At 73.8% G+C, this 26990-nt stretch carries 23 protein-coding genes; 15 read left to right on the forward strand and 8 right to left on the reverse strand.

Annotation, left to right across the window (positions count from 1 at the left end):
• Positions 1–624: 624 nt before the first annotated feature.
• Positions 625–2595: a multicopper oxidase family protein gene (locus ACZ7MY_RS11325; protein ID WP_499601114.1), complete on the forward strand. Its 1971-nt coding sequence runs from the start codon at positions 625–627 to the stop codon at positions 2593–2595.
• Between the two features lie 70 nt (positions 2596–2665).
• Here ACZ7MY_RS11325 and ACZ7MY_RS11330 read toward each other — a convergent pair whose 3' ends face one another.
• Both ACZ7MY_RS11330 and ACZ7MY_RS11335 read right to left on the reverse strand, forming a co-directional pair.
• Positions 2666–4021, reverse strand: a complete 1356-nt coding sequence (locus ACZ7MY_RS11330; protein ID WP_499601115.1) for a mycothione reductase — start codon at positions 4019–4021, stop codon at positions 2666–2668.
• Between the two features lie 140 nt (positions 4022–4161).
• Entirely contained in the window at positions 4162–4767 is a 606-nt protein-coding gene (locus ACZ7MY_RS11335; RefSeq protein ID WP_499601116.1) for a CGNR zinc finger domain-containing protein, read from the reverse strand.
• Positions 4768–5082: 315 nt separating this feature from the next.
• Between ACZ7MY_RS11335 and ACZ7MY_RS11340 the strand changes: the two genes are divergently transcribed.
• From ACZ7MY_RS11340 to tatC, 5 genes are all read left to right on the forward strand, one after another.
• Complete coding sequence (locus ACZ7MY_RS11340) at positions 5083–5556, forward strand: VOC family protein (protein WP_499601117.1); 474 nt, start codon at positions 5083–5085, stop codon at positions 5554–5556.
• 103 nt (positions 5557–5659) lie between these two features.
• Positions 5660–6781 carry an alpha/beta fold hydrolase gene (locus ACZ7MY_RS11345; protein WP_499601319.1) on the forward strand — a complete coding sequence of 374 codons (1122 nt, stop codon included), beginning with the start codon at positions 5660–5662 and terminating at the stop codon, positions 6779–6781.
• Positions 6782–6839: 58 nt separating this feature from the next.
• On the forward strand, positions 6840–7079 hold the full coding sequence (locus tag ACZ7MY_RS11350; RefSeq protein ID WP_499601118.1) for a twin-arginine translocase TatA/TatE family subunit: 240 nt from the start codon (positions 6840–6842) through the stop codon (positions 7077–7079).
• A gap of 121 nt (positions 7080–7200) precedes the next feature.
• Positions 7201–7461, forward strand: a complete 261-nt coding sequence (gene tatA, locus ACZ7MY_RS11355) for a Sec-independent protein translocase subunit TatA (protein ID WP_499601119.1) — start codon at positions 7201–7203, stop codon at positions 7459–7461.
• Positions 7462–7482: 21 nt separating this feature from the next.
• Complete coding sequence (tatC, locus tag ACZ7MY_RS11360) at positions 7483–8331, forward strand: twin-arginine translocase subunit TatC (protein ID WP_499601121.1); 849 nt, start codon at positions 7483–7485, stop codon at positions 8329–8331.
• Between the two features lie 20 nt (positions 8332–8351).
• Here the strand turns inward: tatC and ACZ7MY_RS11365 are convergent, their stop codons facing one another.
• Entirely contained in the window at positions 8352–8801 is a 450-nt protein-coding gene (locus ACZ7MY_RS11365) for a MarR family winged helix-turn-helix transcriptional regulator (protein ID WP_499601122.1), read from the reverse strand.
• Positions 8802–8974: 173 nt separating this feature from the next.
• Here ACZ7MY_RS11365 and ACZ7MY_RS11370 point away from each other — a divergent pair, with 173 nt between their 5' ends.
• Positions 8975–9451 (forward strand): MarR family winged helix-turn-helix transcriptional regulator, encoded by a 477-nt coding sequence (locus tag ACZ7MY_RS11370; RefSeq protein WP_499601123.1) that lies wholly within the window; start codon positions 8975–8977, stop codon positions 9449–9451.
• An 85-nt stretch (positions 9452–9536) separates the two neighbouring features.
• Here the strand turns inward: ACZ7MY_RS11370 and ACZ7MY_RS11375 are convergent, their stop codons facing one another.
• Positions 9537–10235 (reverse strand): hypothetical protein, encoded by a 699-nt coding sequence (locus ACZ7MY_RS11375; RefSeq protein WP_499601124.1) that lies wholly within the window; start codon positions 10233–10235, stop codon positions 9537–9539.
• Positions 10236–10335: 100 nt separating this feature from the next.
• The gene (locus tag ACZ7MY_RS11380) at positions 10336–11547 is read right to left on the reverse strand and encodes a PucR family transcriptional regulator (RefSeq protein ID WP_499601125.1); all 1212 of its coding nucleotides are present in this window, start codon (positions 11545–11547) and stop codon (positions 10336–10338) included.
• Positions 11548–11777: 230 nt separating this feature from the next.
• On the opposite strand from ACZ7MY_RS11380, the gene ACZ7MY_RS11385 reads away from it, so the two are divergent.
• On the forward strand, positions 11778–13484 hold the full coding sequence (locus ACZ7MY_RS11385; protein WP_499601126.1) for an alpha-keto acid decarboxylase family protein: 1707 nt from the start codon (positions 11778–11780) through the stop codon (positions 13482–13484).
• A gap of 232 nt (positions 13485–13716) precedes the next feature.
• On the opposite strand, the gene ACZ7MY_RS11390 is transcribed toward ACZ7MY_RS11385, so the two are convergent.
• Entirely contained in the window at positions 13717–14334 is a 618-nt protein-coding gene (locus ACZ7MY_RS11390; RefSeq protein WP_499601127.1) for a GOLPH3/VPS74 family protein, read from the reverse strand.
• Positions 14335–14464: 130 nt separating this feature from the next.
• A complete protein-coding gene (locus ACZ7MY_RS11395; RefSeq protein ID WP_499601128.1) occupies positions 14465–15583 on the reverse strand; it encodes a PP2C family protein-serine/threonine phosphatase in 1119 nt (372 codons plus the stop codon).
• Between the two features lie 482 nt (positions 15584–16065).
• Here ACZ7MY_RS11395 and ACZ7MY_RS11400 point away from each other — a divergent pair, with 482 nt between their 5' ends.
• The 4 genes from ACZ7MY_RS11400 (at position 16066) to ACZ7MY_RS11415 (ending at position 20081) form a co-directional block, all read left to right on the forward strand.
• Complete coding sequence (locus ACZ7MY_RS11400) at positions 16066–17034, forward strand: esterase-like activity of phytase family protein (RefSeq protein ID WP_499601129.1); 969 nt, start codon at positions 16066–16068, stop codon at positions 17032–17034.
• Positions 17035–17087: 53 nt separating this feature from the next.
• Positions 17088–17708, forward strand: a complete 621-nt coding sequence (locus ACZ7MY_RS11405; protein ID WP_499601130.1) for a DinB family protein — start codon at positions 17088–17090, stop codon at positions 17706–17708.
• 39 nt (positions 17709–17747) lie between these two features.
• Complete coding sequence (locus tag ACZ7MY_RS11410) at positions 17748–18848, forward strand: M20 family metallopeptidase (protein WP_499601131.1); 1101 nt, start codon at positions 17748–17750, stop codon at positions 18846–18848.
• 249 nt (positions 18849–19097) lie between these two features.
• A complete protein-coding gene (locus tag ACZ7MY_RS11415) occupies positions 19098–20081 on the forward strand; it encodes an aldo/keto reductase (RefSeq protein WP_499601132.1) in 984 nt (327 codons plus the stop codon).
• A gap of 65 nt (positions 20082–20146) precedes the next feature.
• Here the strand turns inward: ACZ7MY_RS11415 and ACZ7MY_RS11420 are convergent, their stop codons facing one another.
• Positions 20147–22681 carry an alkaline phosphatase D family protein gene (locus ACZ7MY_RS11420; protein ID WP_499601133.1) on the reverse strand — a complete coding sequence of 845 codons (2535 nt, stop codon included), beginning with the start codon at positions 22679–22681 and terminating at the stop codon, positions 20147–20149.
• Positions 22682–23144: 463 nt separating this feature from the next.
• Here ACZ7MY_RS11420 and ACZ7MY_RS11425 point away from each other — a divergent pair, with 463 nt between their 5' ends.
• From ACZ7MY_RS11425 to ACZ7MY_RS11435, 3 genes are all read left to right on the forward strand, one after another.
• Complete coding sequence (locus tag ACZ7MY_RS11425) at positions 23145–23723, forward strand: P-loop NTPase family protein (protein ID WP_499601134.1); 579 nt, start codon at positions 23145–23147, stop codon at positions 23721–23723.
• 194 nt (positions 23724–23917) lie between these two features.
• Positions 23918–24787: a hypothetical protein gene (locus ACZ7MY_RS11430; protein ID WP_499601135.1), complete on the forward strand. Its 870-nt coding sequence runs from the start codon at positions 23918–23920 to the stop codon at positions 24785–24787.
• Entirely contained in the window at positions 24780–26990 is a 2211-nt protein-coding gene (locus ACZ7MY_RS11435) for a bifunctional serine/threonine-protein kinase/ABC transporter substrate-binding protein (protein ID WP_499601136.1), read from the forward strand. The genes ACZ7MY_RS11430 and ACZ7MY_RS11435 overlap by 8 nt, the downstream gene beginning before the upstream one ends.

The following is a 26990-nucleotide window of genomic DNA, read 5'->3' on the forward strand; positions in this document are numbered from 1 at the left end:
GCCGTCCGGGAGGTAGGAGCGACCGGACGTCGGACGACGTCGAGCGCGCCACGGGCGTGCCCGCCCGGACCGTCGAGCAGTTCGGCGCCGCCCGCCGGGACTTCTACCTGGGCTGAGCCTGCGCCCTCCGTTCCGGCGTCCGCCACGGGACGCCGGAACGGAGGGCGCAGGACCCCCGCCCGTCCGGCGCGGCCGCGGCCCGTTTGATGGCGCATCAAGCTACTTGCACGTACAAGTGATCGAATGTTCTACTTGCTTGACCGAGCAAATAATTTGCGGGGAAGCTCGGCACCGGCCGGGAGACCGCCCGGGTACGAGTGCCGCACCGAGGTGGCGAACCCACCGCGACGATGCGCGCTCATCAGGCGCCGGACCGGCAGGAACCCTGCCGGGACCGCCGGCAGGCCCGCGTACCCGCCCTGACACGGGACGCCGGGCCGCCGGCGGCACCGACCGCGTCCGCCCCGTACCGCACCTCCCGAGGGCGCCCGTCGTCCGTTCGGCACCGCCGCGCCGCCCGCAGACGCGCGGAACACCGCTCCCCGGACCCGGGGGAGTACCTGCGCGGCCCTTCGCGGCCCGGCCCCCCGCACCCGTACCACCCAGAACAGGATGAGCACTCTCATGTCAACGACCAGCAGGCGGACCGTCCTCGGCATGGCCGGGGCCACCGCTGCCGCCGTCGCCGTCGCCGGGACCGGTGTCCTCGCCTCCACCGGCGTCCTCCAGGGCACGGCGGAGGCGGCCGACGCGCTGCAGGGCGTGAACGAGCCCACGTTCACGACGCTGAAGCCGTTCCTCGACCCGCTGCGGGTACCCCCGACGCTGCGCCCCAAGAGCCATGGGATCACGGAGATCGACATGGTCGAGTCCCGGGTCCGGATGCACTCCCAGATGCCGGCCACCCGGATGTGGACCTACGCCGGCCACTTCCCCGGCCCGACCCTCGAGGTCCGTAGCGGCGAGCGCGTCCGCATCGCCTGGAACAACAAGCTCAAGGGCAGGACGCCGCTCAAGGCGGTGTGGGTGGAGGCGGAGGGCCCCGGCCCCGGTCTGCTGCCCTACAACCGGCCCGGCTCCGAGGGCGCGTCCCCCCGCCCCGAGGTCGAGCGGCTCACCGCCTGGACCACCGTCCACGTGCACGGCGGTCACCAGAACGCCCTGAGCGACGGCGCCGCGGAGTACGGAGTCACCGCAGGCAACGGGCAGTTGGGCGAGTACGCCAACGACCAGGCGGCGACGCACCTCTTCTACCACGACCACGCCATGGCGGTGACCTCGCTCAACGTCCAGTCCGGCCTGGTCGGCAACTACCTGGTGCGCGACGCGGAGGAGGACCGGCTCGGTCTGCCCCGCGGCGAGTACGAGATCCCGCTGACCATCCAGGACGTGAACTTCGACACCGACGCCCAGGGCCGGCTCACCGGCCAGGTGCTCGCCAAGCGGATCCTGGGCCCCGGCTCGATGCCGATGCCGGGCACCATCCCGCCCGCCCTGGCGAGCCTGGCGCCGTTCACCATGGTCAACGGCGTGGTGTGGCCGTACCTGGACGTCCAGGCCCGCGCCTACCGCTTCCGGCTGGTGAACGTCTCCGGTGCCCGCATCTACCGCCTCGTCGTCGTCGACGAGGAGACCGGCAGGGTCGTGCGCGGCGCCATGAAGCTCATCGGCACCGACATGGGCCTGCTCGGCAGGCCGCAGACGATCGACGAGGCGCTCTCGCTCTCGCCCGCCGAACGCGCCGACGTCGTCGTCGACTTCGCGGCCTTCCCCGGCAGGAAGCTCAAGCTCGTCAACACGATCCCGGGTCAGACCGCCGGCGCCGACCTGCCCGACTTCCTGATCCCCCACGCCGAGGTCATGCAGTTCCGCGTCGAGAAGAAGCGCCGCGCGCTCCACCCGCTCCCGACAACGTTGTCGAAGTCGTTCCGCAAGCTCTCCCTCGCCGACGTGCCCAAGGACGCCACCGAGCGCTTCGTCCTGCTGGGCTTCGACACGACCGGTGCCATGCCCCAGATCTGGGAGATGGAGGAGGTTCCGTCCGGCACGGCACCGGGGACCGGCATCGTCACCGTCGACATGCCGGGCGGCACCCGGACGCTGCGCCGCACGGGCACCATGTTCGAGGACACCACCACCTTCTTCGCCGCCGCAGGCACCTGGGAGAAGTGGCACTTCATCAGCGCAGCCCCCGAGGGCGTGCCCATCTACCACCCGATGCACATCCACCTGATGAACTTCCAGGTCGTCGACCGGCGGGCCGCCGACACCTCCGGGCTGGACTTCGCCACCGCGCGGACCAGGAAGCCCATCACCCTCGGCGCGCCGGTGCCGGTCGCCCCCGAGGAGTCCGGCTGGAAGGACACCATCACCGTCAACGCCAACACCCTGGTCACCGTGGCGGGACGGCTCGCCGACCAGACCGGCAAGGTGATGTACCACTGCCACCTCCTCGACCACGAGGACGAGGGCATGATGCGGCCCTTCGTCGTCATGCCGTCGCCGGTCCACGACATCCACCGGATGCTGATGGACATGGGCCGGGGAATGGACACGCACGACATGAAGCACATGCAGAGCGGCATGAAGATGTAGCCCGCGGAGCTGCCACGGCATGACCCGGAGCGGTCCCGTCTCGGGCGGGACCGTTCCGGGCCGGCTCGGGTTACAGCTCCAGCAGCGCCTGTTCTACGGCCTCGGTGAGCGCCGGGTGGATGTACAGCACGTCCCGGCCGACCTGGTCGGCCGTCTGCCCCAGCGCCATGGCCTGGATCAGCGGCTGGATGAGCGTCGCGGCCTGGGGACCGATGATGTGCGCGCCCAGGATCCTGCGGTCGCGGGGGTCGGCGAGGACCTTCACGAAACTGGTGGTGTCCTCCAGGGCCCACCCGTAGGCGGTGTCCGCGTAGTCGCGGACGCTCACCAGGTACTCGACGCCACGGCGGCGCGCCTCCTGCTCGGTCAGCCCGAAGCCGGCGATCTGCGGGCTGGTGAAGACCGCGTGCGGAGCGATCCGGTTGGAGAGGGTGCGCAGGTCGCCGGGGTGCAGCAGGTTGTGCTGCACGACCCGGGACTCGGCGTTGGCCATGTGCTTGAGCTGGAAGTGGTTCACCACGTCGCCCAGCGCCCACACCCCCGGCACGGACGTGCGGTAGCTGTCGTCGGTCACGATGTGGCCGTGCTCGTCGAGTTCCAGCCCGCCGGCGGTCGCGTCCAGCCGGTCGCTGTTGGGCCGGCGGCCGGTGCACACCAGCAGCGTCTCGGCCTGGACGACGTGGTCGCCGTCGGGGCAGGTCACGCTCACCTCGACCCCGCCGGGGCTGCGCTCGACGGAGGCGACGGTGGCGCCGAGCAGGAGGCGGTGCCGCCGGGCCGCGAGCTCGGTGAACCGCTCCGACACCTGCTCGTCCTCCGCCATCAGCAGGCGGGGCCCCCGCTGGACGATCGTCACCTCCGAACCGAACGCGGCGAAGACGTGGCCGAACTCGGCCGCGATGAAGCCGCCGCCGATGACGGCCAGGGACGCGGGGGCGTCCTCGATCCGCATGATGGTGTCGGAGGTGTGGAACGGCACGGAGTCCAGTCCGGGGATGTCCGGCACGTCGGGACGCGAGCCGACCGCGACGACGAAGGTGTCGGCGGTGATCCGCTCCCCGCCCACCTGCAGCACCTTCGGTGCGACGAAGCGCGCCTCGTCGGTGTAGACGTCGATGCCGTGGTCGCGGCGGTAGTCCACGGCGGAGGCGTGCAGCGGGTCGATACGGCGGAACACCCGGTCGCGGACGGTCTTCCAGTCCACCGGTTCGACGGTGGCGCGGACCCCGAGCCGCGCCGCCGCCCGGGCGCTCTCGGCGGCGTCGGCGGCGACGACGAACATCTTGCTGGGGATGCAGCCCCGGTTCAGGCACGTACCGCCGAACCGGCCAGGTTCGACGATCGCACGGCGCAGGTGCGCGAACTCCTCCCCGAGCAGCATGTTGCCGCTTCCCGCCCCGAGGACCACCAGATCGTAGTGCGGCATGCCCACCCGCCTTCCGCCCGTCGGCTGTCCGGGCGTCGACCCAGAGCCCGCCCGATTTGTGCCAGTTCCGTCCTGCGAGGTTCATATCACGGGCGTGGGGGACGGCGGACGCACCACCGGCGCGACACAGCGTGCGCGGCTCAGTCCGCCGCCGTTCCGGCGGCCTGTTCCTTCCTGCGCCGCCGGTAGGCGCGCATCGACGCGCGGGAGGCGCACCTCGGGCCGCAGTAGCCGGCCGAACTGTTGCGTGTCCGGTCGAAGAAGCAGAAGTGGCAGGGCTCGTGACGGCACGCGCGCAGCCTGTCCCACACGCCGGCGTGGGCGAGTGCCGTGACGCTCGCGAGTACGGTCCCGAACAGCCCGGGGACGCCGGTCTGCGTGCTGGTCAAGGTGGCGCCGGTGGCGGTGACGACCGTGGTCAGCGGATACCGGGCCGCCACGCCGCGCAGGTGCTCCTCCGCCCCCGCGAGGGCCTCGGGGGTGGTGTTCGCGTCGCCCGCGTGCGCCAGCAGCACGGTGATCAGCGCGTCGCGCAGTTCGCGCGCGCCGGCGGCGTCGGCCTCGGTGACGTGGGTGGTGCCGGTGTCCGGAGCGTGCTCCCGCAGCCATGCCTGGAGGGAACCGGCGTCGGCGAAGCGCTCGGGGAGCTGCCGGGGTCCCGAAGCGTGCGTGTTGAGGAAGCGCAGGAGTGCGTCGGCGGCCTCGGGCTGGGTCAGCGGACTGCGCTCGGTCGTGGGTGCGGGCATCGTACGGGTCTCCCTTCGCGGACAGTCTAGACGCTTCTCGTTAAGGGGGTAACGGTTACGGTCCTCGCTCGTCGTCGGTGGTGAGCTGTGTCACGAACGCCGGATTTCTGCTGGTTCGCCTTTGCTCGTTAGGGTCGAATCGCCTACGGTCATCACCACGAGGCAGGCCGAGCCGCTCCTGACGGCGACTCGAGGCCCTCGGCGGCCCGGCCGGTGACCGGATCACGGCACCGGCGCGGGACCGCCGTCCTCGTCCCCCGGAACGGTGGCCCGCCCGCGTGCGGCGCACCGTCGTCAACCAAGAAGGACCTCCCCATGTACATGAAGCTGGAACTGATCGTGCTGCCCGTGTCCGACGTCGACCGGGCCAAGGCGTTCTACGAGGCGGCGGGCTTCCGCCTGGACCTGGACAAGTCCCCCAGTGCCGACTGGCGCGCCGTGCACCTCACCCCGCCGGGCTCTGAGTGCTCGGTGATGTTCGGCACGGGGCTCACCTCCGCCGAGCCGGGCTCCGTCCAGGGCCTCTACCTGGCCGTCCTCGACATCGAGGAGGCCCGGGCCGAGCTGCTCGCCCGTGGCGTCGAGGTGAGCGAGGTGTTCCACGACGCCGGCGGGCTGCTCTTCCACGGCCACGGGGGCGGCGACGTCACCCACGGGCTGGACGGCCAGGGGCGGCTCGCGGGCCCGCAGCCCGAGCGCGCCTCGTACGGCTCGTTCGCCACCTTCAGCGACCCGGACGGCAACGGCTGGGTGCTCCAGGAGATCTCGCAGCGCTTCCCCGGCCGCTGACGCCGGCTCCCTCCCACGGGGCGCACGGAGCCGTACCGACGCGGCCCTGACCCGCCCCGATACGAGCACCTGCTCGTTCACAGTGAAAGGAATCCCCGTGAACATGCCCCCCGTCGAGCCGTCCGGGCAGGACGGCCCCGCCCGGGAGCCGGCGTCGCACCGCGCCCCGCGCGGACTGTCACGACGCACCTTCGTCGGCGGCGCGGCCGCCTCGGCCGCCACCGTCGCCGGCCTCTCACTGGCCGGAGGACTGCCCTCGGCCTCGGCCTCGCCCGCCCGGGCCCCGCGGACGCCGGACGGGCCCGGCACCGTCTCCTCGGCGCCCCGGCTGTCGGCCGGCTTCGCCAGGACCTTCCGCAGCCGCTTCGTACGGGCCGGCGGGCTGCGCCAGCACGTCGTCATCGGAGGCGACGGGCCGCCGCTGCTCCTGGTGCACGGCTGGCCGCAGAACTGGTACGCGTGGCGGATGCTGATGCCGGAACTGGCCCGGCACCACACCGTCATCGCCGTCGACCAGCGCGGCATGGGGCTCACCGACAAGCCCATGAGCGGGTACGACACCCGCACCCTGGCGGGCGACCTGATCGCCCTGATGGACGCCCTCGGACACGAACGGTTCGCCGTCGTCGGCCACGACACCGGGATGATCATCAGCTACGCGCTGGCGGCCGACCATCCGGACCGGGTCGCCCGAGTGGCCCTCGCCGAGGTCCCCGGCCCCCCGCGCCCGTCCGCCTCGCCGATCCTGTTCGTGGACGAGCAGCACAACGAACGGCTCTGGCACATCCCGTTCAACCGGGTCGACCACGAGCTGATCGAAAGGCTGGTGAGGGGCCGCGAAGCGGACTTCTACGGCTACGAGTTCGACATCCAGGGCGGCGAGCGGCTGCCCCGGTACGCACGCGACTACTACGTCCGCCTCTTCTCCGACCCCGCGACCCTGCGCGGCAGCTTCGGCCTCTACCGCGCCTGGGACGCCACCGGCCGGCAGAACGAGGAACGCGCGAAGAAGAAGCTGACGATGCCGGTCCTGGCGATCGGCGGATCCGAGAGCTGGGGCGGCGCCGTCGGGGGCGCGATGCAGGACCTGGCGGAGGACGTCCGGGGCGTGGTCGTCCGCGGCGCCGGCCACTGGGTGGCCGAACAGGCGCCCCAGGAGATGCTGGCGGAACTCGGCACCTTCCTCGCCCCCTACCGCCGCGCCGCCGGTGCGCCGGCCCGTTAGCCCGTAACCCCTCGGCCGGGGCCGACCCGGGCGGATCCACCCACAGACGGGAGGCACGGTGTTCTCCGACATCGGCCCGCTGGAAGTCCTGACGCTGCTCGTGGTGGCGGTCGTCCTCGTCGGTCCCGACAAGCTCCCCGGGCTGGTCTCCGACACCGTGCGTGCCCTGCGCGGCCTCCGTGAGCTCGCGCAGGGCGCCCGGGCGGGCCTGCGGGACGAACTCCCGCAGGAACTGCGGGACCTGGACCTCACGGGCCTCGACCCGCGCGATCCGCCCGCCGAAACCCGGCGGCGGTGACGGGGCCGTCCCCCGGCCCCGTCACCGCGCACCACGACCGCAGAACCTCAGCACCCCAGAACCCGGAACCCCAGAACCCCAGAACCGCGAAGCAACTCGGCACCACAGAAAGGAAACACTTATGTTCGGCAGGCTCGGAGCACCCGAGATCCTCCTCGTCCTCGTCGTCGTCCTCCTCCTCTTCGGCGCCAAACGGCTCCCCGACATGGCCCGTTCCTTCGGGCAGTCGCTCCGGATCCTGCGGAGCGAGACCAAGGCCATGCGGGAGGACGTCACCGACGAAGCCGCGGACACCGTGCGGACCGCGGCCCTCGAACCCGGGGCCGGGACCCCGCACGCGGCGCCGGAGGCCACCGCGGCGGACGTGCCCCACGGGCGCTGAAGCGCCCGGGACGGACCGCCCATGACCACCGGCACCCCGCGTGACCCCGACCTGATGCCGCTGCGGGAGCACCTGCGCGAACTGCGCAACCGGCTGCTCAAGGCCGTCGGCTCGATCCTGCTCGTCACCGTCGGCGCGGCCCTCTTCCACCGGCAACTGATCGGGTTCCTCATCGACCCGCTGCCCGGCTGTGCGCCCGGCCGTCTGACCGGTGCCGCCGCGGCGGACGGCTCGGGTCACTGCGGTGTGATCTCCCTCAACGGCCTGCTCTCGCCGTTCACCCTCGCGCTGAAGGTGTCGATCACCGCGGGGATGGTCGGCGCGAGCCCGGTGTGGCTCTACCAGGTGTGGGCCTTCGTCGCGCCGGGACTGCACCGCGGCGAGCGCAGGTACACCCTGGCCTTCCTGGGGGCGGGGATCCCGCTGTTCCTGACCGGTGCCGCGGTGGCGTACCGGACGCTGCCGACGACCGCCCGGGTGCTGATCTCCTTCACCCCGGACAACGCCACCAACATCCTGCCCGTCGACGACTTCCTCGACCTGGCCACCCGCATGGTCCTCGTCTTCGGGCTCTCCTTCGAACTCCCCCTGCTCCTCGTGCTGCTGAACCTGGGCGGGGTGATCAGCGCCCGGCGGATGGCCGGCTGGTGGCGCGGCATGCTCATGGGCGTAGCCGTCTTCGCGGCGATCGCCACCCCCAGCACGGACCCGGTCAGCATGCTGCTGCTCGCCGCGCCGATCAGCCTGCTGTACGGGGCCGCGTGCGCGGTCGCCTGGTGCAACGACCGGCGGCGGCGCCGGCGCGGCACCGCACCCGGCGCCGTGGAGGCCGCCGAGGCCGCGGACGGCGTGGCCGTCACCAGGTCATGACGTGCCGCGGCGCCGGCCGCTCACTCCGCCCAGGGTGCGAAACCGGTGTCCAGGACGGCTACCAGGAAACCGCGCAGCCGGGCCGCGTCCTCTGGGCCGAAGCGCTCCTCGAACCGGGACTGCACCTCGTTCCACAGGGGGATCGCCGCCTTCATCCGGTCGAGGCCGTCCGGTGTGATCGCGACGATCCGCGCACGGCGGTCGGCCGCCGACGTCTCGACGGTGACCAGGCCCTCCCGGGCGAGCGGCTTGAGGTTGGAGGCCATGGTCGTGCGGTCCATGGCGATCGTGTCGGCGAGGGCGGTGATCGTCGTCTCGCCGCGCTCGCCGAGGTGCTGCAGGATGCTGAACTGCGTCGCGCGGAGGCCGACCGGGGCGAGGGCCTTGTCGTAGGTCGCGCTGAGGTAGCGGGCCGCCTTGCGCAGCGCCAGGTTGTTGCACGAGTCGGCTTTCGACGGCGCAGCGCTCATGGTTTCCTCCCGGACGTCCACCCCATGATACGAGCAGCTGCTCCCACACGGAGCGCGCCGTCGAACGGCGGACAAAAGGGGCGACACGCCCGATGATCTCAAGTTCATGAAGATTCCGGGTCCCCGCTGTTAGGGGGCGTTCACTTCCTTCGCTGTGCAAGTAAAGTAGGGGCATGTCAGACGTCATGCCGCGGCAGGAAGCGGCCCCTGAAGCGATGGTGCCGCTCACCCCCGACGAGGAGGCGGTCGTCCGGTCGCTGAGCCGTGTCATCTACGCCCTGCCCCGCGCCCTGGACGCTGACATGGTCCGCGAGCAGCGACTGCCGCTCATCGAGTACATGGCCCTGGTGCACCTCTCCGAGGCCCGCGACCGGCAGATGCGCATGAGCGACCTCGCCGGGGCCTGCGAGCTGTCCGTGAGCGGGATGACACGCGTCGTCCACCGGCTGGAGAACGACGGACTGGTCCAGCGCGTCAAGTGCACCCAGGACGCGCGCGGCTGGAACGCGGTCCTCACCGACGAGGGCCTCGCCCGGCTTCGGGAGGCGTGGCGGACCAACCTGTCGTCCGTGCGCCGGCACTTCCTCGACCACCTCGAGGGCCTGGACCTCCAGGCGCTCGGCGCGGCACTGAGGAACGTCGCGACCTGACCGTTCCGTGCCGCCCCCGCGCACACACCGTCGCCGAGGGCGACCATGCGCCGTGGCAGAGGCAGGCCCCTGCCACGGCGTCCGGTCAGGCCGGCGCGGGGACCGGTTCCCCGGCCTCGGACGCGGGCGCGTCCGCACCGGTGCCGCCGCCTCCGGCCGACGGGGCGACCGGTGTGTAGAAGACGCTGCCCTGGCGACGGGACCGCTCGGCGAGCCCCTTCGCGACCAGCGCCTCCAGGGCGTTGCGCACGACGGGGGCGCTCGGTGCGGAGCGGTCCGGGTGCCGCTTGGCCAGCGCGTCGACGAACTCGCTGACCATGCGGGGTTCGTCGTCCGCTGCGAGGACGTCGGCGACGAGGCCGCGCAGGGTCGGCTTGTCCTTGTCCTCGTCCTTGGTCCTGTCCGCGGCCGGCGCCGCCTTCTTGCCGGTCTTCCTGGCCTTCGTCCCGCCGGCCGGCTTCCGTGCGCGGGGACGTGGAACGGCCCGGGCCTTGCCCGTCTGTGGCGGGGCGGCCGCGACGGGGGCCGGCGCCTCCTCGGCGGGGAGTTCCTCGGCCTCGGCCTCCTCCGCGGTGACCTCCCCGGCCGGCTCGGCGTCCGGTGCGCCGGTCGTCACGGTGCCCTGCAGCCGGGTCAGCCAGGCCCGCTCGTCCTCGAGCCGGGTCAGCCGCGACTGGAGCTCCGCGACCTGCTCCCGGACCGCTTCCTGTTCCTTGGCGTTGCTCTCCAGGTCCTCTGCGAGACGCGTCGCATACCGGTCCTGAATGGTTGTGTTGTGGGACACGACAGCCGCTTTCTCGTGTATCGGATGTTGCTGCCGGATGCTACCCATCCTTCGCCCTCATCGTCCGGAACCGCCCCGTTCTCCGCGAGTTGGGACGTCGTCAACCCTGGAGGCGCGGGTCGAGCGCCCCCGCCTCCGCAAGTTCCAGTCCCAGCAGGCTCGCGGACAGTCCGTGCCAGGTGTGCACGTCCCAACCGGTGAGTTCACGCCAGCGGTTGAGGCGGTACTTCACCGTGTTGGGATGCAGGTGCAGCGCCCTGCCTGTCGCGGTGAGGGAGAAGCCGTTGTCGGCGAACCCGCGCACGGTCAGGGCCAGTTCGGGATGCGACGCGACGGGGCCCGCAGCGGCTTCCAGCAGCGGCACCAGTCTGCCGGCCTGCGGGAACAGCGTCGCCGCCAGCCACGCGCCGTCGAAGGGGACGGCCGGCCCGTCGGCGTGGGCCAGGGCGAGCGCCGCCTGGGCGTCGACGACGGTGGCGGCCGCGCCGGCCAGTCCCGGGCGCGCCAGCCCGGTGCCGATCGGCAGCCGCGGGACCAGGTCGCGCATCGCCCCGGTCACGGCGTCGGCGGCCATGCCCTGCACCAGGGCCACCGTCGTGGCGCCCTGGTTGGCGCACCGGGCGGTGCCCGTAGGGCGGTTGAGCCGGCCGCGCAGCTCGGTGAGCTGCTCGTCGGTCCACGCGGACGCCGGGGCGCACACGGCCTGGAAGGTGCCGGCCGGGGCGTAGCCCAGCGCGAGCGCCAGCTGCGCCATGTCCGGCTCGGTACCCGGCGAACGGGCGTACAGGCCCTGGAAGAACCGGTAGGTCAGGCTCAGTTGGACGGCGTCCCGGGCCCGCAGCGCCTCGTTGTACGCCTCGGCCGCGGCGCCGGTGATCTGCTCGACCCAGGTCCACACGGTGCCGACGAGACGCACCAGTTGCCGGCTCGTGCCGTCCTCGCCGTCCGTCCCGGCGCGGGAGAGCAGGAGGTTCCAGACCTCCCGGTAGCCCACGTGGAAGGCGGCGATCAGGGCATGCAGCGGGAGGCCCTCACGGGCCCGCTCGCGCCCCAGCGCCCTGACGCGCTCGCGCTCCTCCGCGGACGGGCCCCGGCGGGTGAGCAGGCCGGTGAGCAGTCCCTCGCTCTGCTGGAGGACGCCCGCCTCGTGCTCGGCGCGCGGTACGAGGTGGTAGTCGGGGATCTCCTCGCGGATGCGGTCGGTGATGCCCGCGGTCAGCACGGGCAGCTCCGCCCGTACCGACGAGCACAACGCTGCCAGGTCCCGCCAGTCCTCACGCGGTGAACCAGCGGGCGGGGAAGGAGCCGCCATGAGCGTCCACCGCCTTCCCGGTGCCCGGTCCACCTTGGCCACGCCATTGCCGGTCCGATCGGCCGCCCTTTCACCATAAGTCCCATACGCCGCCGACGCGCGGCCGTGACCTGCGCATTTGCGGATTCCACAGGGTGACGTCGGTGGGATTCTCGCTTTCCGGGGGCTCGGTGGACGCTCCGCGGAGGAAGCCTGGAAGGGCGCATCCCGGCACCTTGGAGGCGACTCGCATGGCACACGACCCCCCGGCCACCGTTGCCGACCACCTGCTGGACCGGCTCGCCGACCTCGGCGTCTCCCACGTCTTCGGAGTCCCCGGCGACTACAACCTCGCGTTCCTGGACCGCGTCCTCGCCCATCCCCGCATCACCTGGGTCGGCACCGCCAACGAATTGGGAGCCGCCTACGCGGCCGACGGCTACGCGCGGATCGCCGGATTCGGGGCGCTGCTGACGACGTACGGGGTGGGCGAGCTCAGCGCGATCAACGCGGTGGCCGGCAGCTACGCCGAGTACGTCCCGCTGCTGCACATCGCGGGCGGTCCCGCGCTGGCCGCGGAACGCACCGGCGCCCATCTGCACCACACCTTCGGCGACGCCGACTTCGAGCGGTTCGCCCGCGCCCAGGCGGAGGTCGTCTGCGCGCACGCCACCTTGCGTCCCGGCACCGCGGCGGCCACGATCGACCGGGTCCTCGGCACCGCCGTCCGCAGCAGCCGCCCCGCCTACCTGCGGCTGCCCTCGGACGTCGTGGCCGCCCCGGTCGCCGTCCTGGCGGCGCCGGAGCGCACGTCGCGGCCCGGGCCCGCGGCCGACGGCGGCGGCACGGCCGCGTTCCGCCGGGCCGCGCGGGCACGGCTGGAGCGGGCACGAACGGTCACCGTGCTCGCGGACTTCCTCGTCGACCGCTTCGGGGCGCGCGCCGAGCTCGCCCGCCTGGTGGCCGCCGGGCCCCTGCCGCACGCCACCCTCGTCTCCGGCAAGGACCTCGCCGACGAGGGGAACCCGTTCCACCTCGGGGTGTACGCCGGAGCCTTCAGCGACCCCGTGGTCCGCCACCTCGTGGACGACGCCGACCTGCTGATCAGGGCCGGAGTCGTCCTCGCCGACACCACCAGCGGCGGATTCAGCCACGGCTTCGACACCTCGGCCGGCATCGCGCTCGGCCCCGCGAGCGCCACCGTCGACGGCGAGGTCTTCCACGAGGTGCCCCTGCGCGCGGGGCTTGCCGTGCTCGCCGGGCTCGTCGCGGACCGGGAGGCGCCGCCCGCGCCCCGCCCGCCCCGCCCGCCCCGCCCGGCCGCCTCCGCCGCCGGGGCGACACCGGGGGACGCCCCGCTGACGCAGGACCACCTGTGGAACGCCGTGGCCGCCGCGGTGCGGCCCGGGGACGTCGTCGCGGCGGACCAGGGCACCGCGTACTACGGCATGGCCACGCGGCGGCTGCCGGCCGGGACGCGCTTCATCGGGCAGCCCCTGTGGGGCTCGATCGGCTACACCCTCCCCGCGCTGCTGGGCGCCATGCTGGCCGACCGGTCACGCCGCGGCATCCTGCTCATCGGGGACGGCTCGGCCCAGATGACGGTGCAGGAACTGGGCACCTTCGGGCGGCACGGCCTCGCGCCCGTGGTCGTCCTGGTCAACAACCGGGGCTACACCGTCGAGCGGGTCATCCACGGCGCCCGCGCCGCCTACAACGACATCGCCGCCTGGGACTGGACCGCCGTCCCGGCCGCGCTCGGCGTGCGCGACGCGTTCGTCGCCACCGTACGCACCGGGGACGAGTTCGACGCGGCACTCGCGCGCGCCGCGCGGACCCCGGGCCGGCCGGCCCTCATCGAGGCGGTCACCGGCCGCGACGACGTCCCGCCGCTGCTCGGCGACATCGCGCACTCCCTGAACGACCGGAACACCGCCCCCTCCCGCACCCCGGGCTGACGCGGGCGCCGCCGCAGCGGTCATCGCGGGGCACGGTGACCTGGTCGAGGGAGCGCGCCCGTGGCGCCGCACCGGCTGGGGCGGTCGGACGGAACGGTCGCCGTCGGCGTCACGCCTACCTCGGCGCCGCGGGCCGCCCGGTGAAGGCGGGGGCGCTCGTCGACGTGTCGCGCCGCGACGACCGCAGCGTGCCGGGCCTGGTGGCGCCGCTGCGTTCCCGGCGCCGGCGCCGTCAGGCCCGCCAGATGTTGTCGAAGGCCGCGTTCTCGATGTCCTTGCGCTGCCGCACCGACTGCAGCTCCTCGACGGCGTCGTGCACCGCGGCCAGCACGGTCGCCACGGCGTCGTCGGTGACGCCGGCGGACTCGGCGGCGCCCTCGCCGGCTCGGCTGTCCCCGGAGATCCCCGCGGCGCCGGCCAGGGCGGTCAGGACCGGCTCCCCGGACGCCCGGCGGCCCAGCGCCTCCCCACGGGCGGGGGAGTCCAGCAGCACCGGCTCCCCGGCGGCCCAGGGCCGCCAGCGGGGGGTGCTCACGGCGGTGAGGCCGGTCGCCCGCAGCCCTGCGCGGTAGACGGAGGAGAGGTTGCGGCCCCTGCGCCACAGCCAGTCCTCCACCGACTCGTACGGTTCCCGGTCGACGAGCGCGGACGCCGCCTGGTCCAGGAGGTGGTCACCGGTGGCCGGCGCGCTTCGCGGCACCAGGCGGTCGCCGTCCAGGGTGATGGCCCCGGCGCGGAGGAGGTCGATCACCTCGGCCCCGGCGAGCGCGAGTGACAGGTCGCCCGCCTCGACGGGAGGGCTCGAGGCCACGTCCATGCTGACGATCATCAGGTCCTGCGGCGTGCTCATGGCGGCTCCCGTCGAAGAGATCGACAACGATACGGCGCCGCGCGCCGCCGCCCGGCGCTCCCTGGTCACGGCGAGCCGCCGCGCTGTGCGTACCGCGTGGTCCGCCCGGGCTGAGATCCGCGCGGGCGCGTCATCCCGTCGGGGCCCGGTGTCCCGCGGCGGTCCTGCGGATGGCGACGCAGGCGATGTCGTCGTTGAGGCTGCCGTTGCCGTGCCGGAGGAGGGCCTGGTGGAGCAGCCGCAGGAGCCCGGCCGGCGAGGTGCCGGCGGGTTGCCGGGTCGTCCAGTCGGTGAGCGGGAAGAAGTCGCCGGCCGGGTCGCGGGTCTCGCTGACCCCGTCGGTGTAGAGGAGCAGCAGGTCGCCGACGGCGAAGGGGACGCGGTCCACGTGGTACTCGGCGCCCAGGAGATCGGCCAGGCTGACCGGTGGTGAGGGGGCGGCCGGTTCGATCGTCCGGGTGCGGCCGTCGTGCCGCAGCAGTGCCGGCGGATGGCCGCAACTGAGCACGGAGACGTGGCCGGCGGCGGGCGGGATCTCCACGATGACGGCGGTGGCGAAGCGTTCGGAGTCGTCCTCGGCGGGCACCGCCGCGGTGTACCGGGCGATGGAGTTCTCCAGGCGGCGTGCGAGGTGCGTCAGGTCGGGCGCGTCGTAGGCCGCTTCGTGGATCGAGCCGAGGAGCGCGGCCGAGACGCCGACGGCGGGCAGGCCCTTGCCGCGGACGTCCCCGAGGATGAGGCGCAGTCCGTGGGAGGTGTCGGCCACGGCGTAGAAGTCGCCGCCGATGCGGGCGTGGGGCGCCGCCGCGAGGTAGAAGGTGGCGATCTCCAGGTTCCTGATCCGCTCGGGCACCGGGCGGAGGAGGACCTCCTGCGTCGCGTCGGCCACGGCGCGGACCTGGGCGAGGGTGTGCTCGCGCTGCAGGCGCAGATGGCTGGCGTAGGCCGCGGCCAGGCTGACGGCGCCGATCGCGCCCGCGGTGTAGAGGGCGGACATGTCGGAGAAGGCCAGGGCGTAGCCGATGACCGGCAGCAGGCAGACCAGCCCCAGGGTGAGGGTCGACCGTACGGACCAGAGCGAGGCGGCGAGCGCGGGCGCCGCCGGGAGCAGGCGGGTGAAGGGGACGTCCTGCGGGGTGAGGACCGCCAGGACCCCGATGACGGCGGTCAGGACGGCGGGGGCCAGCAGCACGGGGTCCCGCCGCCGCAGATCCGCCCACATCGCCCGATGTCCCGCCAGAGCGCTCATGGCTGGATCGTAGGCGATCCTTGATCGTCTCCCGCGGACGCGACATACGATGCCGCGTCCGCTCCGGGACGCCACGCGTTCCGCCGCGGCCGTCGTCGCGGAGCGCCCCCCCCGGCACCGGCCCCTGTTCCGGGGCCCGACGTCGTGGCCCGGTGCTCCAAGGGCACTCCGGGCGACGCGACGGCCGGGGCCTCCAGTAGGGTTCCGACGCCGTGATCACTACGGTCGCGTCCATGTCGTCCCGTGAGCAAGGGGGTTGGGTGGGGAACCGCTCGAGCCTCACCACGCGAACGTCCCGCGCGGCGCGCGTGCCGGGACGTCAGGGGGCCGGATGACGCGCCGACTCGCCCTCTGGGAACGCCTCTTCGGCGCGGGCGCGGGCGCGGGCGCGGGCTCGGGCTCGGGCGCGGAGCCAGGGCCGCTCCGCCCGGTGCTGCCGTCCGTTCGGCGTGGCGCGTTCGACTCATGCGAAGGGATGTGCCGTGATCGTGTCCGCTGAGGCCTCCGAGGTGAACGCCTGCTCGGCGTGGGCCGTTGTCGACTGGTTCTCCGACGCCCTGGACAAGACCCGCTTCGAGGGCAGGTTCGTCGGCAACATGTCGGCCCTGGCGGTCGGCCCCGGGGGACGCGTGGCCGCCCTCGCGGACCGCTCCTTGCTCTTCCACCTGGACGCCGTCACCCACCAGCCCGTCGACGTCGTGGCGTTGTACGACGAGGACGGGAAGGAGACGGACTTCGAGGCCCTGGTCTTCGACGAGGACGGCACGCTGCTGATCGCGTCCGAGGAACCGGCCGTTCGCCGCTTCACCCCGGAGGGGAAGTTCCTCGAACGGCTGCCGGTGCCGGACGGCCTCCTCGTCGGGCCCGCGGGCCGGGCCGTGGTCAACGAGACCTTCGAGGGTCTCGCGATGCAGCCCGGCAGCCTCACCCTGGTGGCCTCGATGGAGGGCGCGCTGAGGGGTGACGGGAGGGCCTACGTGCGTTTCCAGACGTGGGAACGCGCAACGGCCGGCGACGGGTTCCGCACGGGCGTGCAATGGGGCTACGAGCGCGACGGGGGCCTGGCGCTGTCGGACATCTGCGCGGCCGGCGACGGCAGGCTCCTCGTCCTGGAGCGGGGCTTCGACAAGAGCGTCGGCAACATCGTCCGGCTCTACCTCGCCGACCCGCGCCGGGCGGACGACGTCACCGCCGTCGAGAACCTGTCCGGCCAGGAGGACGTCCGCCTGATGGGCAAGACCCTGCTGGTCGACATGGCCGACTGCCCGTCGCTCGGAGCCACGAACAAGCAGCCGCAGGCCAACCCCCTGCTCGGCAACATCGAGGGCATGACGATCACCGGGACCACCCCGGACGGCCGTCTGAAGGTCCTCATGGTCACCGACGACAACCAGAGCGCCCTGCAGACCACCCGCCTGTACGGGCTGACCGTACGGCTGCCCGGGCTCTGAGCCCCGCCGCGACCACGAACCCGTTGTCGGTGGCGGGTGGGACACTGCCCGGCATGAACGGACCGAATCCCAAGGCGGATCTCCTGCGGTACCTGCAGGACGCGCGTGACACCCTGCTGTGGAAGATGGAGGGGCTCCCGGAGTACGACGTGCGCCGCCCCCTGACCCCGACGGGGACCAACCTCCTGGGGCTGGTCAAGCACGCCGCCGGTATCGAGCTGGGCTACCTCGGCGACACCTTCGGGCGGCCGTTCTTCGGGGACGAACGGCCCTCCTGGTACCGGGAGGACGCCGAGGCCAACGCGGACATGTGGGCCACGGCGGAGGAGTCGCGCGAGGAGGTCTCCGGGCTCTACCGCCGTGCCTGGGAGCACGCGGACGCGACGATCGACGCGCTGCCGCTCGACGCGGTCGGCCACGTCCCCTGGTGGCCGCGGGAGCGGCGGGAGGTGACCCTGAACCACGTCGTGGTGCGGGTGATCGCGGACACCCAGCGGCACGCCGGCCACGCCGACATCCTCCGCGAGCTCCTCGACGGCAGCGTCGGCTTCCTCCAGGGCAACGACGCCGTCCCGCCGGGCGACAGGGCATGGTGGGAGGAGCACCGCAGCCGGCTCGAACGCGTCGCACGCGAGGCGGGCGGGGCCGCAGGGTCCGGCGGGGCCGGCCGCTGACGCGGGCGCACCGGCCGGTCCGCTCACTACCCTGACGGCATGACGATGCGCAGGACCGACCCGGTGAGTACCGACGCGATGCTCGAGGACCTCAGGACACTCGTCGAGGTCGAGTCGCCGTCGCGCGACGTCGACGCCCTGACGGCGTCGGCCAAGGCCGTCGCCGGGGTCGTCGAGCGGCGCCTCGGCGGCGAGGCGGTGTGTGTGGAGAGTCCCGGCGGACCGCACGTGCGCTGGTCCGGCGGCGGGGAGCCCCGGGTGCTGCTCCTGGGGCACCACGACACGGTGTTCCCGCTCGGCACCCTCGCACGGCGCCCGTTCACCGTCGCCGGCGGCCGCGCCACCGGCCCCGGCGTCTTCGACATGCTGGGCGGGCTGGTGCAGGCCGTCCACGGCCTGGCGCTGCTGGACGACCGGTCGGGCGTGGAGATCCTGGTGACCTCCGACGAGGAGGTCGGCTCCCCGTACTCACGGGCGCTCATCGAGGAGCGGGCCCTCGCGTGCGGCGCCGCGCTCGTTTTCGAGGGAGCCGCCGACGGCGGCGCCCTCAAGACCGGCCGAAAGGGCTGCGGCTCGTTCGAGGTCACCGTCACGGGCCGCGCCTCGCACGCCGGGCTGGAGCCCGAGGCAGGGGTCAACGCCCTGGTCGAGGCGGCGCACCAGGTGCTCGCCGTCGCGGCGCTCGGCCGGCCGGAGGCCGGTACGACCGTCACCCCGACGGTGGCGTCGGCGGGCACGGCCGACAACGTGGTGCCCGCCCGGGCGACCGTCGTCGCCGACGTACGGGTCGCGACGGCCGAGGAGAGGGACCGCGTCGAGGCCGGCTTCGCGGCCCTGGCCCCGCATGTCGCGGGCGCGGCGGTCTCGGTGAGCGGCGGCGTACGGCGGCCCCCGATGCCGGAGTCGGCGTCCGCCGGACTCTTCGCCCTGGCGCGGCGGTTGCTCCCGGGCATCGAGGGCAGGTCGGTGGGCGGCGGCAGCGACGGCAACTTCACCGCCGCGCTGGGCGTGCCGACCCTCGACGGCCTCGGGGCCGTCGGGGGCGGGGCGCACGCCGACCACGAGTACGTCCTGGTCGACGCCATGGCCGAACGGGCGGCGCTCGTCGCGGGCCTGGTGGACGCCATCCGCAAGGCGTAGCCGGGGCCTCCCGGTGCCGGGCCCGCGTGCCGAGCGCGCCCGGCTGCCCGGGGTCCTTCCGCGGCCGACGTCACGGAAACCGCGGCTGTCCGGTCCTGGTGGTACGGGCCCACGTGCCGCCGTACGTCATCACCGAACCCGGTGATCCGCCCGGCGGAACGCCGCAGCGGACCGGGCGGACCCGCCCGCGGGCCGCCGTGGCGGTGGGCGTAATGTGACGGACCTGGACAACTGGGAGAGGGATTCTCGATGCGGACGGTGGACCTCGGCAGTCAGGGACTGCGCGTGCCGGTGCAGGGCCTCGGCGCGATGGGGATGAGCGTGGACTACGGGGTGGGCGACGAGCGGGAATCCGTGAGCACGCTCAACCGCGCGGTGGACCTGGGCGTCACCTTCATCGACACGGCCGAGTCCTACGGCCCCTTCGAGAACGAGAAGCTGATCGCCCGCGCCCTCGGGCACCGCCGGGACGAGATCGTCCTGGCGACGAAGTTCGGCCTCGACTTCGCCGACGACGGCACGCCCGGCCCCCTGGACGGGCGGCCGGAGCACGTCCGCCGTGCCGTCGAGCGTTCGCTGCGCCACCTGGGCACGGACGTGATCGACCTCTACTACATGCACCGGATCGATCCCGGCACGCCCGTCGAGGACACGGTCGGCGCGATGGGGGAGCTGGTCGCCGCCGGCAAGGTCCGCTACATCGGGCTGTCCGAGGTCTCCGCGGAGACCATCCGCCGGGCCCACGCCGTGCACCCCCTCACCGCGGTCCAGTCGGAGATGTCGCTGTTCACCCAGGACCTGCTGGACAACGGCCGCAAGGCGACGATGGACGAACTGGGCATCGGCCTGGTCGCCTCCTCGCCCATGGGCCGCGGCTTCCTCAGCGGGGCTATCCGCAGCGTCGACGACCTGGCGCCGGACGACGCGCGGCGTGAACTGCCGCGCTTCTCGGCGGAGAACATCGCCGCCAACCTCGTCCTGGTGGAGCGGGTACGGGAGATCGCCGGGGCGCGCGGCGCGACGCCGGCGCAGGTCGCGCTCGCCTGGGTCGACGCGCAGGGGGGCGTCGCCATCCCCGGCACGAAGCGCCGGAAGTACCTCGAGGAGAACGCCGCGGCCGCCGGACTCGTGCTGTCGCAGGACGAGCTCGCCGCCCTCGGCGCCGCCGTGCCGGCCCGGGAGGTGAGCGGCGCGCGCTACACCGCGCGGGCGCTGGAGTCCACCAACCGCTGACCGTCCGCGCGCCGCGGCGGCGGCCCCCGGTGGGGGTGCCGCCGCCGTGTCGTGCGGTGCCCGGGTCAGAGCCCGGCGAGTACCGCGAACGGGTCGGCCGCGCCGCCGTTGTCGACGGCCGCGATCCGGCGGCGCAGCGTGAACGCCGCGCCCGGGTCGATCGTCACCTGACGCTGGGTCATCACCCAGATCCCGCAGGCGTACGCGGTGAAGCCCGGCTCGTCGTAGAGCAGCCCGTACGTCTGGCCGTCGGATCCGGTCATGCCCACCCACGGCGCCGCCGGCTCGAAGTCGGCCGGGGCGGACGCGGTCACGGTGCCGTGTCCGGCGACCCCGCTGCGCTGGCCGGCGCCGTCGTGGTCCAGTACGTCGCCCAGCCAGAAGGTGCGGGCCTGCGTCCCGCGGTTGGTGAAGACGCTCTCCGCGGTGACCCAGGGCTCGCCCTCGCCGATCGTGAAGGTCGTGACCACCTCGACATCGGGGACCTGGGTGGTGGCGCCGGTGGCCCGCGCGGAGGCGACCGGGCCGCCCGCGGAGAGCACCTCCAGGGCGGTGGACCGCACGGTCAGTTGCTGCCAGGCGTTGCTCCCGCGCGGCCGCGCCGTCGAGGCGTACGGCAGGTTCATCCAGTCCAGCTGGTCCAGGTGGCCGACGGCCGCCAGGTCCAGCGGCTTGCCCAGGGTGACCGCGGGCAGCTGGGGGTCCTGGGAGCCCGCCGAAACGGCCAGTGACAGCATGCCGTTGGACAGCGTGACGTCCGTGGCCGCCGCCTGCGACTGCGGACCGGGCACCGGACGACCGGCGCCGGCCCGAACGGCCGCGCGCGTCAGGGCCACGTCGCCCCGGGTCTGCACCCCCGCGCGCACGGTGGCCATGGCGGCCGCCGGTTCGTAGCCGACGCCGTTGACGGCGACCCCGTACTGTCCGGGCGGCGCGAAGGCCAGGTACTCGCCGGTGGTGTCGGTGGTGACGGACGCGAACCGGGTGCCGTCCGCCGCCGTGACCGTCACCTGGACGTTGGCGAGCGGTTTGCCGGTCACCTTGTCGGTGATACGGCCCACCAGGCCGTCGCCGGCGTCGATCCGCCGGGCCCCGGGGAGCCCGTCGCGCACCTCGAAGGCGGCGATGGTGAAGGCAGGGGAGGCCGCGTCGTCGCCCTTGAGGACGATGCGCAGGTCGGCACGCCAGCAGTCGGGCGTCACGTCGCACATCACGTAGCCACGGTAGGTGCCGTTGTAGAACTTCACGTGCGGGTTGGCGACGAGACCCGCACGGACGTCGGCGTCCCAGCCGGCGCCGGAGGAGATCGACGTGCCGACGAACTCGGTTGCGACGACGGGGGAGTGGGGGTCGTCGAAGTCGGTCTTGAGGTCGTTGACCCAGTGCGTGTGCCAGTCGCCGCTCAGGACCACCGGGTTGGCGACGTCGTGACCGGCGAGGAAGTCGAGGATGCGGGCGCGGGCACCGGCGTAACCGTCCCACTGGTCGAGATTGACGATCTTCCCCGGGCCGAGGTCGTAGTCGAAGGCGGCCATGATGGTCTGCTGGGCGATGACGTTCCACCGCGCCTTGGAGTGGTCCAGATTGCCGAGCAGCCACTTCTCCTGCTCCGGACCGGTCATCGTACGCTCCGGGTTCCAGACCTCGGGTCCCGGCTCCTTGCGTCCGTCCCCGTACGCCTGGTCGGTGCGGTACTGGCGGGTGTCGAGCACGCTGAACTCGGCGAGCTTCCCGAACCGCACCTGACGGTACATCAGGGCATCCGGGCCGGTGGGACGCTGCTCGGGGCGCAGCGGCAGGTGCTCGTAGTACGCCTGGTAGCCGTTGGCTCGGCGCTCCAGGAAGGGCCGGCCGTCGCCTGAGCCGCCGGGCACGCCGGCCGCGTAGTTGTTCTGGACCTCGTGGTCGTCCCAGGTGACGAAGAAGGGGAACCGGGCGTGCGCCGCCCGCAGTTCGGGCGAGGTCTTGTACAGGGCGTGCAGCCGGCGGAACTCGGTGAGGCTGCCGCCCGTGGTCTCGTAGATGTAGTCGCCGAGGTGCAGGACGAAGTCGAGGTCCTGTTCCGCCAGGTCGCGGTAGGCCGGGTAGGCGCCGCCCGTCCACGACTGGCACGACACGAACGCGAACCGCATCCGGTCGGCCTTCGCGCCGGGCGGCGGCATGGTCCGGGTGCGGCCGGTGCGGCTGCGGACCTCGCCGTACTGGAAGCGGTACCAGTACCAGCGGTCTGGGGCCAGGTCGTCCACGACGACGTGCACGGTGTGCGCGGACTCCGGCAGCGCCGTCACCGCGCCGCTCGCGACGACCTTCCGGAACGACTCGTCCTTCGCCACCTCCCACCGCACCTCGACGGGCGTCGCGGGCATGCCGCCGGTCTCCGCGTCGAGCGGGTCGGGCACCAGGCGGGTCCACAGCACGACGCTGTGGTGGTCCGGGTCACCGGAGGCGACGCCGAGTGAGAAGGGCGCGGGGTCCAGTTCCGCGGCGCGCGCGGAGAGCGCCTGGGTCAACTGGCCCGCGGCCAGGACGCCGAAGGTGCCGCCCGCGAGGGCGAGGAACCGGCGGCGGTCGAGGGTGCGAAGGGCAGGGCTGGTAGTCACGTCCGAAGATCGTGCAGCAGGCATGCGTCCGGACGGGTGTCGCCGCCGGGAAGGGAGGGTGTCCACCACATGTCGGACGGGTCGGCGACGTGCCTTGACCTGGCATCCTGGAAAGGCGGTTCACCCGTGACTCCCGATCGCGAAGCACCCTGGTCGCCGCGCGTTCAGCCGCGGCGTCGGCCCGGCGCCGGCCCCGGCTGCTCGATGCGGAACCCGGCGCGCGACTCCGTCGGGACCTGCGGCACCGCCGCCGGCGGCCGGCACCGAGGTCCTGCCGCACGTCGACTGCGACGGCGACGCCCGACCGCAAGGCCGGCAGTCGCGACCACGGTTCGCCGTACTGCTCCGGCCGTGCAGCGGCGGCCCGACCGAGGGCCCGAACGCCCGCGGGTCGCCGCCCGGCCGGTGTGTGGCCGGGGACCTATGCCGCCGTCGGCACCGACGGCGTTGCTACCGTTGCCGCGTGCCGCTTCTGGGACCCGCCGACCCGCTGCCCCACCGACCGCGGCGGGTGCTGGTCGCCGGCACCTCCGGGGCGGGCAAGACGACGCTCGCCGCGCGTGTCTCCGCCGCGCTGCGGGTGCCGCACATCGAGATCGACGCGCTCTTCCACGGCCCCGGCTGGACCAGGCGTCCCTCCTTCGAGGCCGACGTCCACCGCTTCAGCGCGGAGCCCGGCTGGGTGACGGAGTGGCAGTACGGCTCGGTCCGCGCCCACCTCGCCGCCCGCGCCGACCTGCTGCTCTGGCTGGACCTGCCCCGGCACCGCGTCATGCGCCAGGTCGTACGGCGCACCCTGCTGCGCCGTCTGCGCCGCCAGGCCCTGTGGAACGGCAACATCGAGCCGCCGCTGTGGACGGTGTTCACCGACCGCGAGCACATCGTGCGCTGGGCCTGGAACACCCACGGCGAGTCGGCGGCGCGGGTGCGGCGACTGCTGCACGACCGGCCGGAACTGACGGTCGTGCGCATCCGGAGCCGGGCCGAGGCGGCACGCTGGGCCGACGGGCCGCTGCGGGAGTCGGCCGCCACGCTTCCGTAGGACGCGGCGGCGCGGCGGCGGCCGGCGGAGCAGCGGTCACCGGGCCTTCCCAAGTGTCACCGAGCAGTGGCCGACCGGTTACGGTTCGACTCAACTCATGGTCTGGACAAGCCCGTTGGCGCACCATGGCATGTGCACGCGGCAAGCGGCGCGCGGTGTTCGACGAGACGGTGCGACGAATGGGGTGGGTGGGAGTGAGCGCACGCAGACCGGTCCTGCTCGCGGCGGCAGGGGCGCTGCTGCTGGTGGGGTGCACCAGCGAGGGGTCGCCGGGCGAGGGCGCGGCGAAGCCGTCGGGTGCGAGCCCGAGCGGGCGCGGCAGCGCGGATCCGGCCCCGTCGGCGTCGGCGTCGGCGGTGAACGACCCGTTCACCCTGGCCGAGAGCGCGGCGCCCAAGACCCGGGCCCAGGCGGCCGCCTTCGTCCGGGGGCTGACCGTGCGGCCGGACTACTTCGGCTCCGGGTTCCGCAAGCGCGATCCGTACGAGACCGGGCCAGCCACCTGGACCGTGCTGGGCGAGGACTGCGTGTGGCGCCGCGATCCGCTCGCCGGCTCCGTCCTGGCCAGCCTCACCCGCTCCTTCGTCCGGCCGGACACCGACGGCAAGGGCCCGGTGTACGTGTCCCTGACGGTCACCGTGCACACCTCGGTGGTGGGCGCGCGCCGGGACATGGCGGTGTCGCTGGAGGAACCCCTGCGCTGTCCGAAGCAGCAGCTGACCGCGACCGAGTGGGTCCAGGGCATGACCTCGCGGGGAGACCCGTACGACGAGCAGCGGACCGCCACGTCCGACGACGACCTCGCCGAGTTCGGCGAGTACGTGGTGGAAGGCGACGGGAAGCCGCGCCGCTTCGACTGGTTCAAGCACCGGCTCGGCCCGGTCACGGTGGCCGCGACCGTGCGGCACGCCGCCGGCGCGAGTGAGGCGGAGAAGACGAAGGTCACGCAGGACGCGCTGGAGGGGGTCACCAACATCACCGCCGACATCGACCGGCTCGGTGCCGTCGAGGCCAAGGAGGCCGGGGTGTCCGGCGAGGGGACGGAGGGTGCGGGCGATGAGTGAGCCGATGCGTCCCACCGACCCGGCGTCCGTCGGCGGCTTCCGGCTGCTGCGGCGGCTCGGCGCCGGCGGCATGGGGGTGGTGTACCTGGGGCGTTCCGAGGCGGGCGCGCTGGCCGCCGTGAAGGTGATCCGGGTCGAGAGCGCCACGGACGACGGGTTCCGGGCCCGGTTCGCGCGGGAGGCGCAGCTCGCGGCGCGCGTGGCGAGCCCCTGGGTGGTGCCCGTGCTCGGTGCGGACGCCACCGCGCACGAGCCGTGGCTTGCGACCGCGTTCGTCCCCGGCCCCTCCCTCGGCGAGGCGGTGGCCGAGCACGGTCCTCTGCCGCCGGCCGCCGTGCGGGTCCTCGGGGCCCTGCTGGCCGAGGCACTGGGCGCCGTGCACGGGGCCGGGCTGGTGCACCGCGACGTCAAGCCCGGCAACGTCCTGCTGGCCGTGAACGGCCCCCGGCTGATCGACTTCGGCATCGCCCGCGCCGCGGACGACACCGCGCTCACCGCCTCGGGCCTGGTGATCGGCACGCCCGGCTTCCTCTCGCCCGAACAGGCCCGCGGCGAACAGGCCGGCCCCGCCGGCGACGTCTTCGCCCTCGGCTGCGTCCTCGCGTACGCGGCCACCGGCCGCCCGCCGTTCGGCACCGGCACCCCCGACGCCCTGCTCTACCGGACCGTCCACGACGAGCCCGACCTCGACGGCGTCACCGGTGAGCTGCGCGAGGTCCTCGACACATGCCTCGCCAAGGACCCGCGGGACCGGCCCGCCCCGGAGGAGCTGCGGCGGCGGCTGTCCGGGGACGACACCGAGGACGCCGTCCCCGAGGGCGCGGCCGCGTCGCCGCCGGCCTGGCTGCCGGACCCGGTGGCCCGTACGGTCGCCGCGCGCGCCGCGGAGAGCCTCGCGCTGCCGGCCGTCGAACCCACCGTGGTGGACGAACCCGGTGAGACCCCGCCGGCGCCGCACCGGCTGTCGACGTCCCGGCGCCGGCTGCTGGCCGTCGGAGGGGCCCTGCTGCTGGCGGGCGCCGGTTCGGGAGCGGCCCTGTGGGCCGCGGGACGCGACGACGCCGAGGGCGAGCCCGGCACGCCCGGCAGGCCCACGTACGTGCTCGGCGTGCAGGTCACCCGAGTCGGCCCGGACGCGGCTCTGGCCGGCGCCTGCGAGCGGGCCGCGCGGCTGGCCGCGGCCCAGCACAACGCGAACCCGAAGCGCGCGTTCTCCGTCCGGGTACGCGTCCTCGACGACGGAGGCACCGTCGACCGGGCCACCGCGGTCGCCCACGAATTCGCCGCCGACCACGAGGTGTTCGCCGTCCTCGGCCCCACCGGCGAGGTGACCCTGCGGGCCGCCGCGCGCGTCTACGCCGCCGCGAAGCTGACGCACGTCTCCAGCACCACCGGGCAGAACGACTACTTCGTGTGGTCCCCGGACGTCACCTTCCAGACCGGCGCGCCCCACCAGGCCGAGGGCACCGCCATCGCCTTCAGCGCGCTCGTGACGGGCCGGCTGGGCCGTGCCGGGATCGTCATCGACCGTTCCGGTGGATCCGCCATGCACGACCAGGGCGGCGTCCTGGTGACCCAGTGGCGCGACACCCTCGGGGGCGAGGTGGTGCCCCGTGTCGTCGCGGAGGGCACCGGGGACGCCGTCGGCGCGGTCCGCGAACTGCTCTCCCGTGACCTCGACGCCTTCGTGTACCTCGGTCCCCTGGAGGCGACCGTCGCCGCGGCCCGGCAGCTGGCCCGGGCGGGCTTCACGGGCCGGCGCTGGATGTCCCACCTGCTGTACGGCTCGGACTTCCCGCGCCTGGCCGGCGCGGCGGGCGAGGGCTGGTACGCCGTGACGCCCGCCGTCGACCCGGCCCAGCTCACGACCGAGGAGGCCGGGCGGCTCACCGCCGCCTGGCGCAAGGAGTACGGGGGCACCCCCGAGCCGTACGCCACCGAGGCCTACGACAGCACGCGCATGCTGCTGCAGGAGTTCGCCCGCACGCTGCCCTCCGGAGGCGGGCGCCCCGCCCGGCCCGCGCTCGCCCAGCGGCTGGCCAAGGCGACGTACCACGGCGTCGCGCGCACCTACACCTTCAACGCCTACCACCAGTACGCGATCACGAACGAGACCCTGGGCGGCGAGACGTACGTGCACCAGGTGCACGACGGACGCTTCCGGCAGCTCGGGCCGATCGTGCCGAAGCAGGGGGACCAGTAG

The sequence above is a fragment of the Streptomyces sp. NPDC111520 genome, assembly GCF_055635295.1.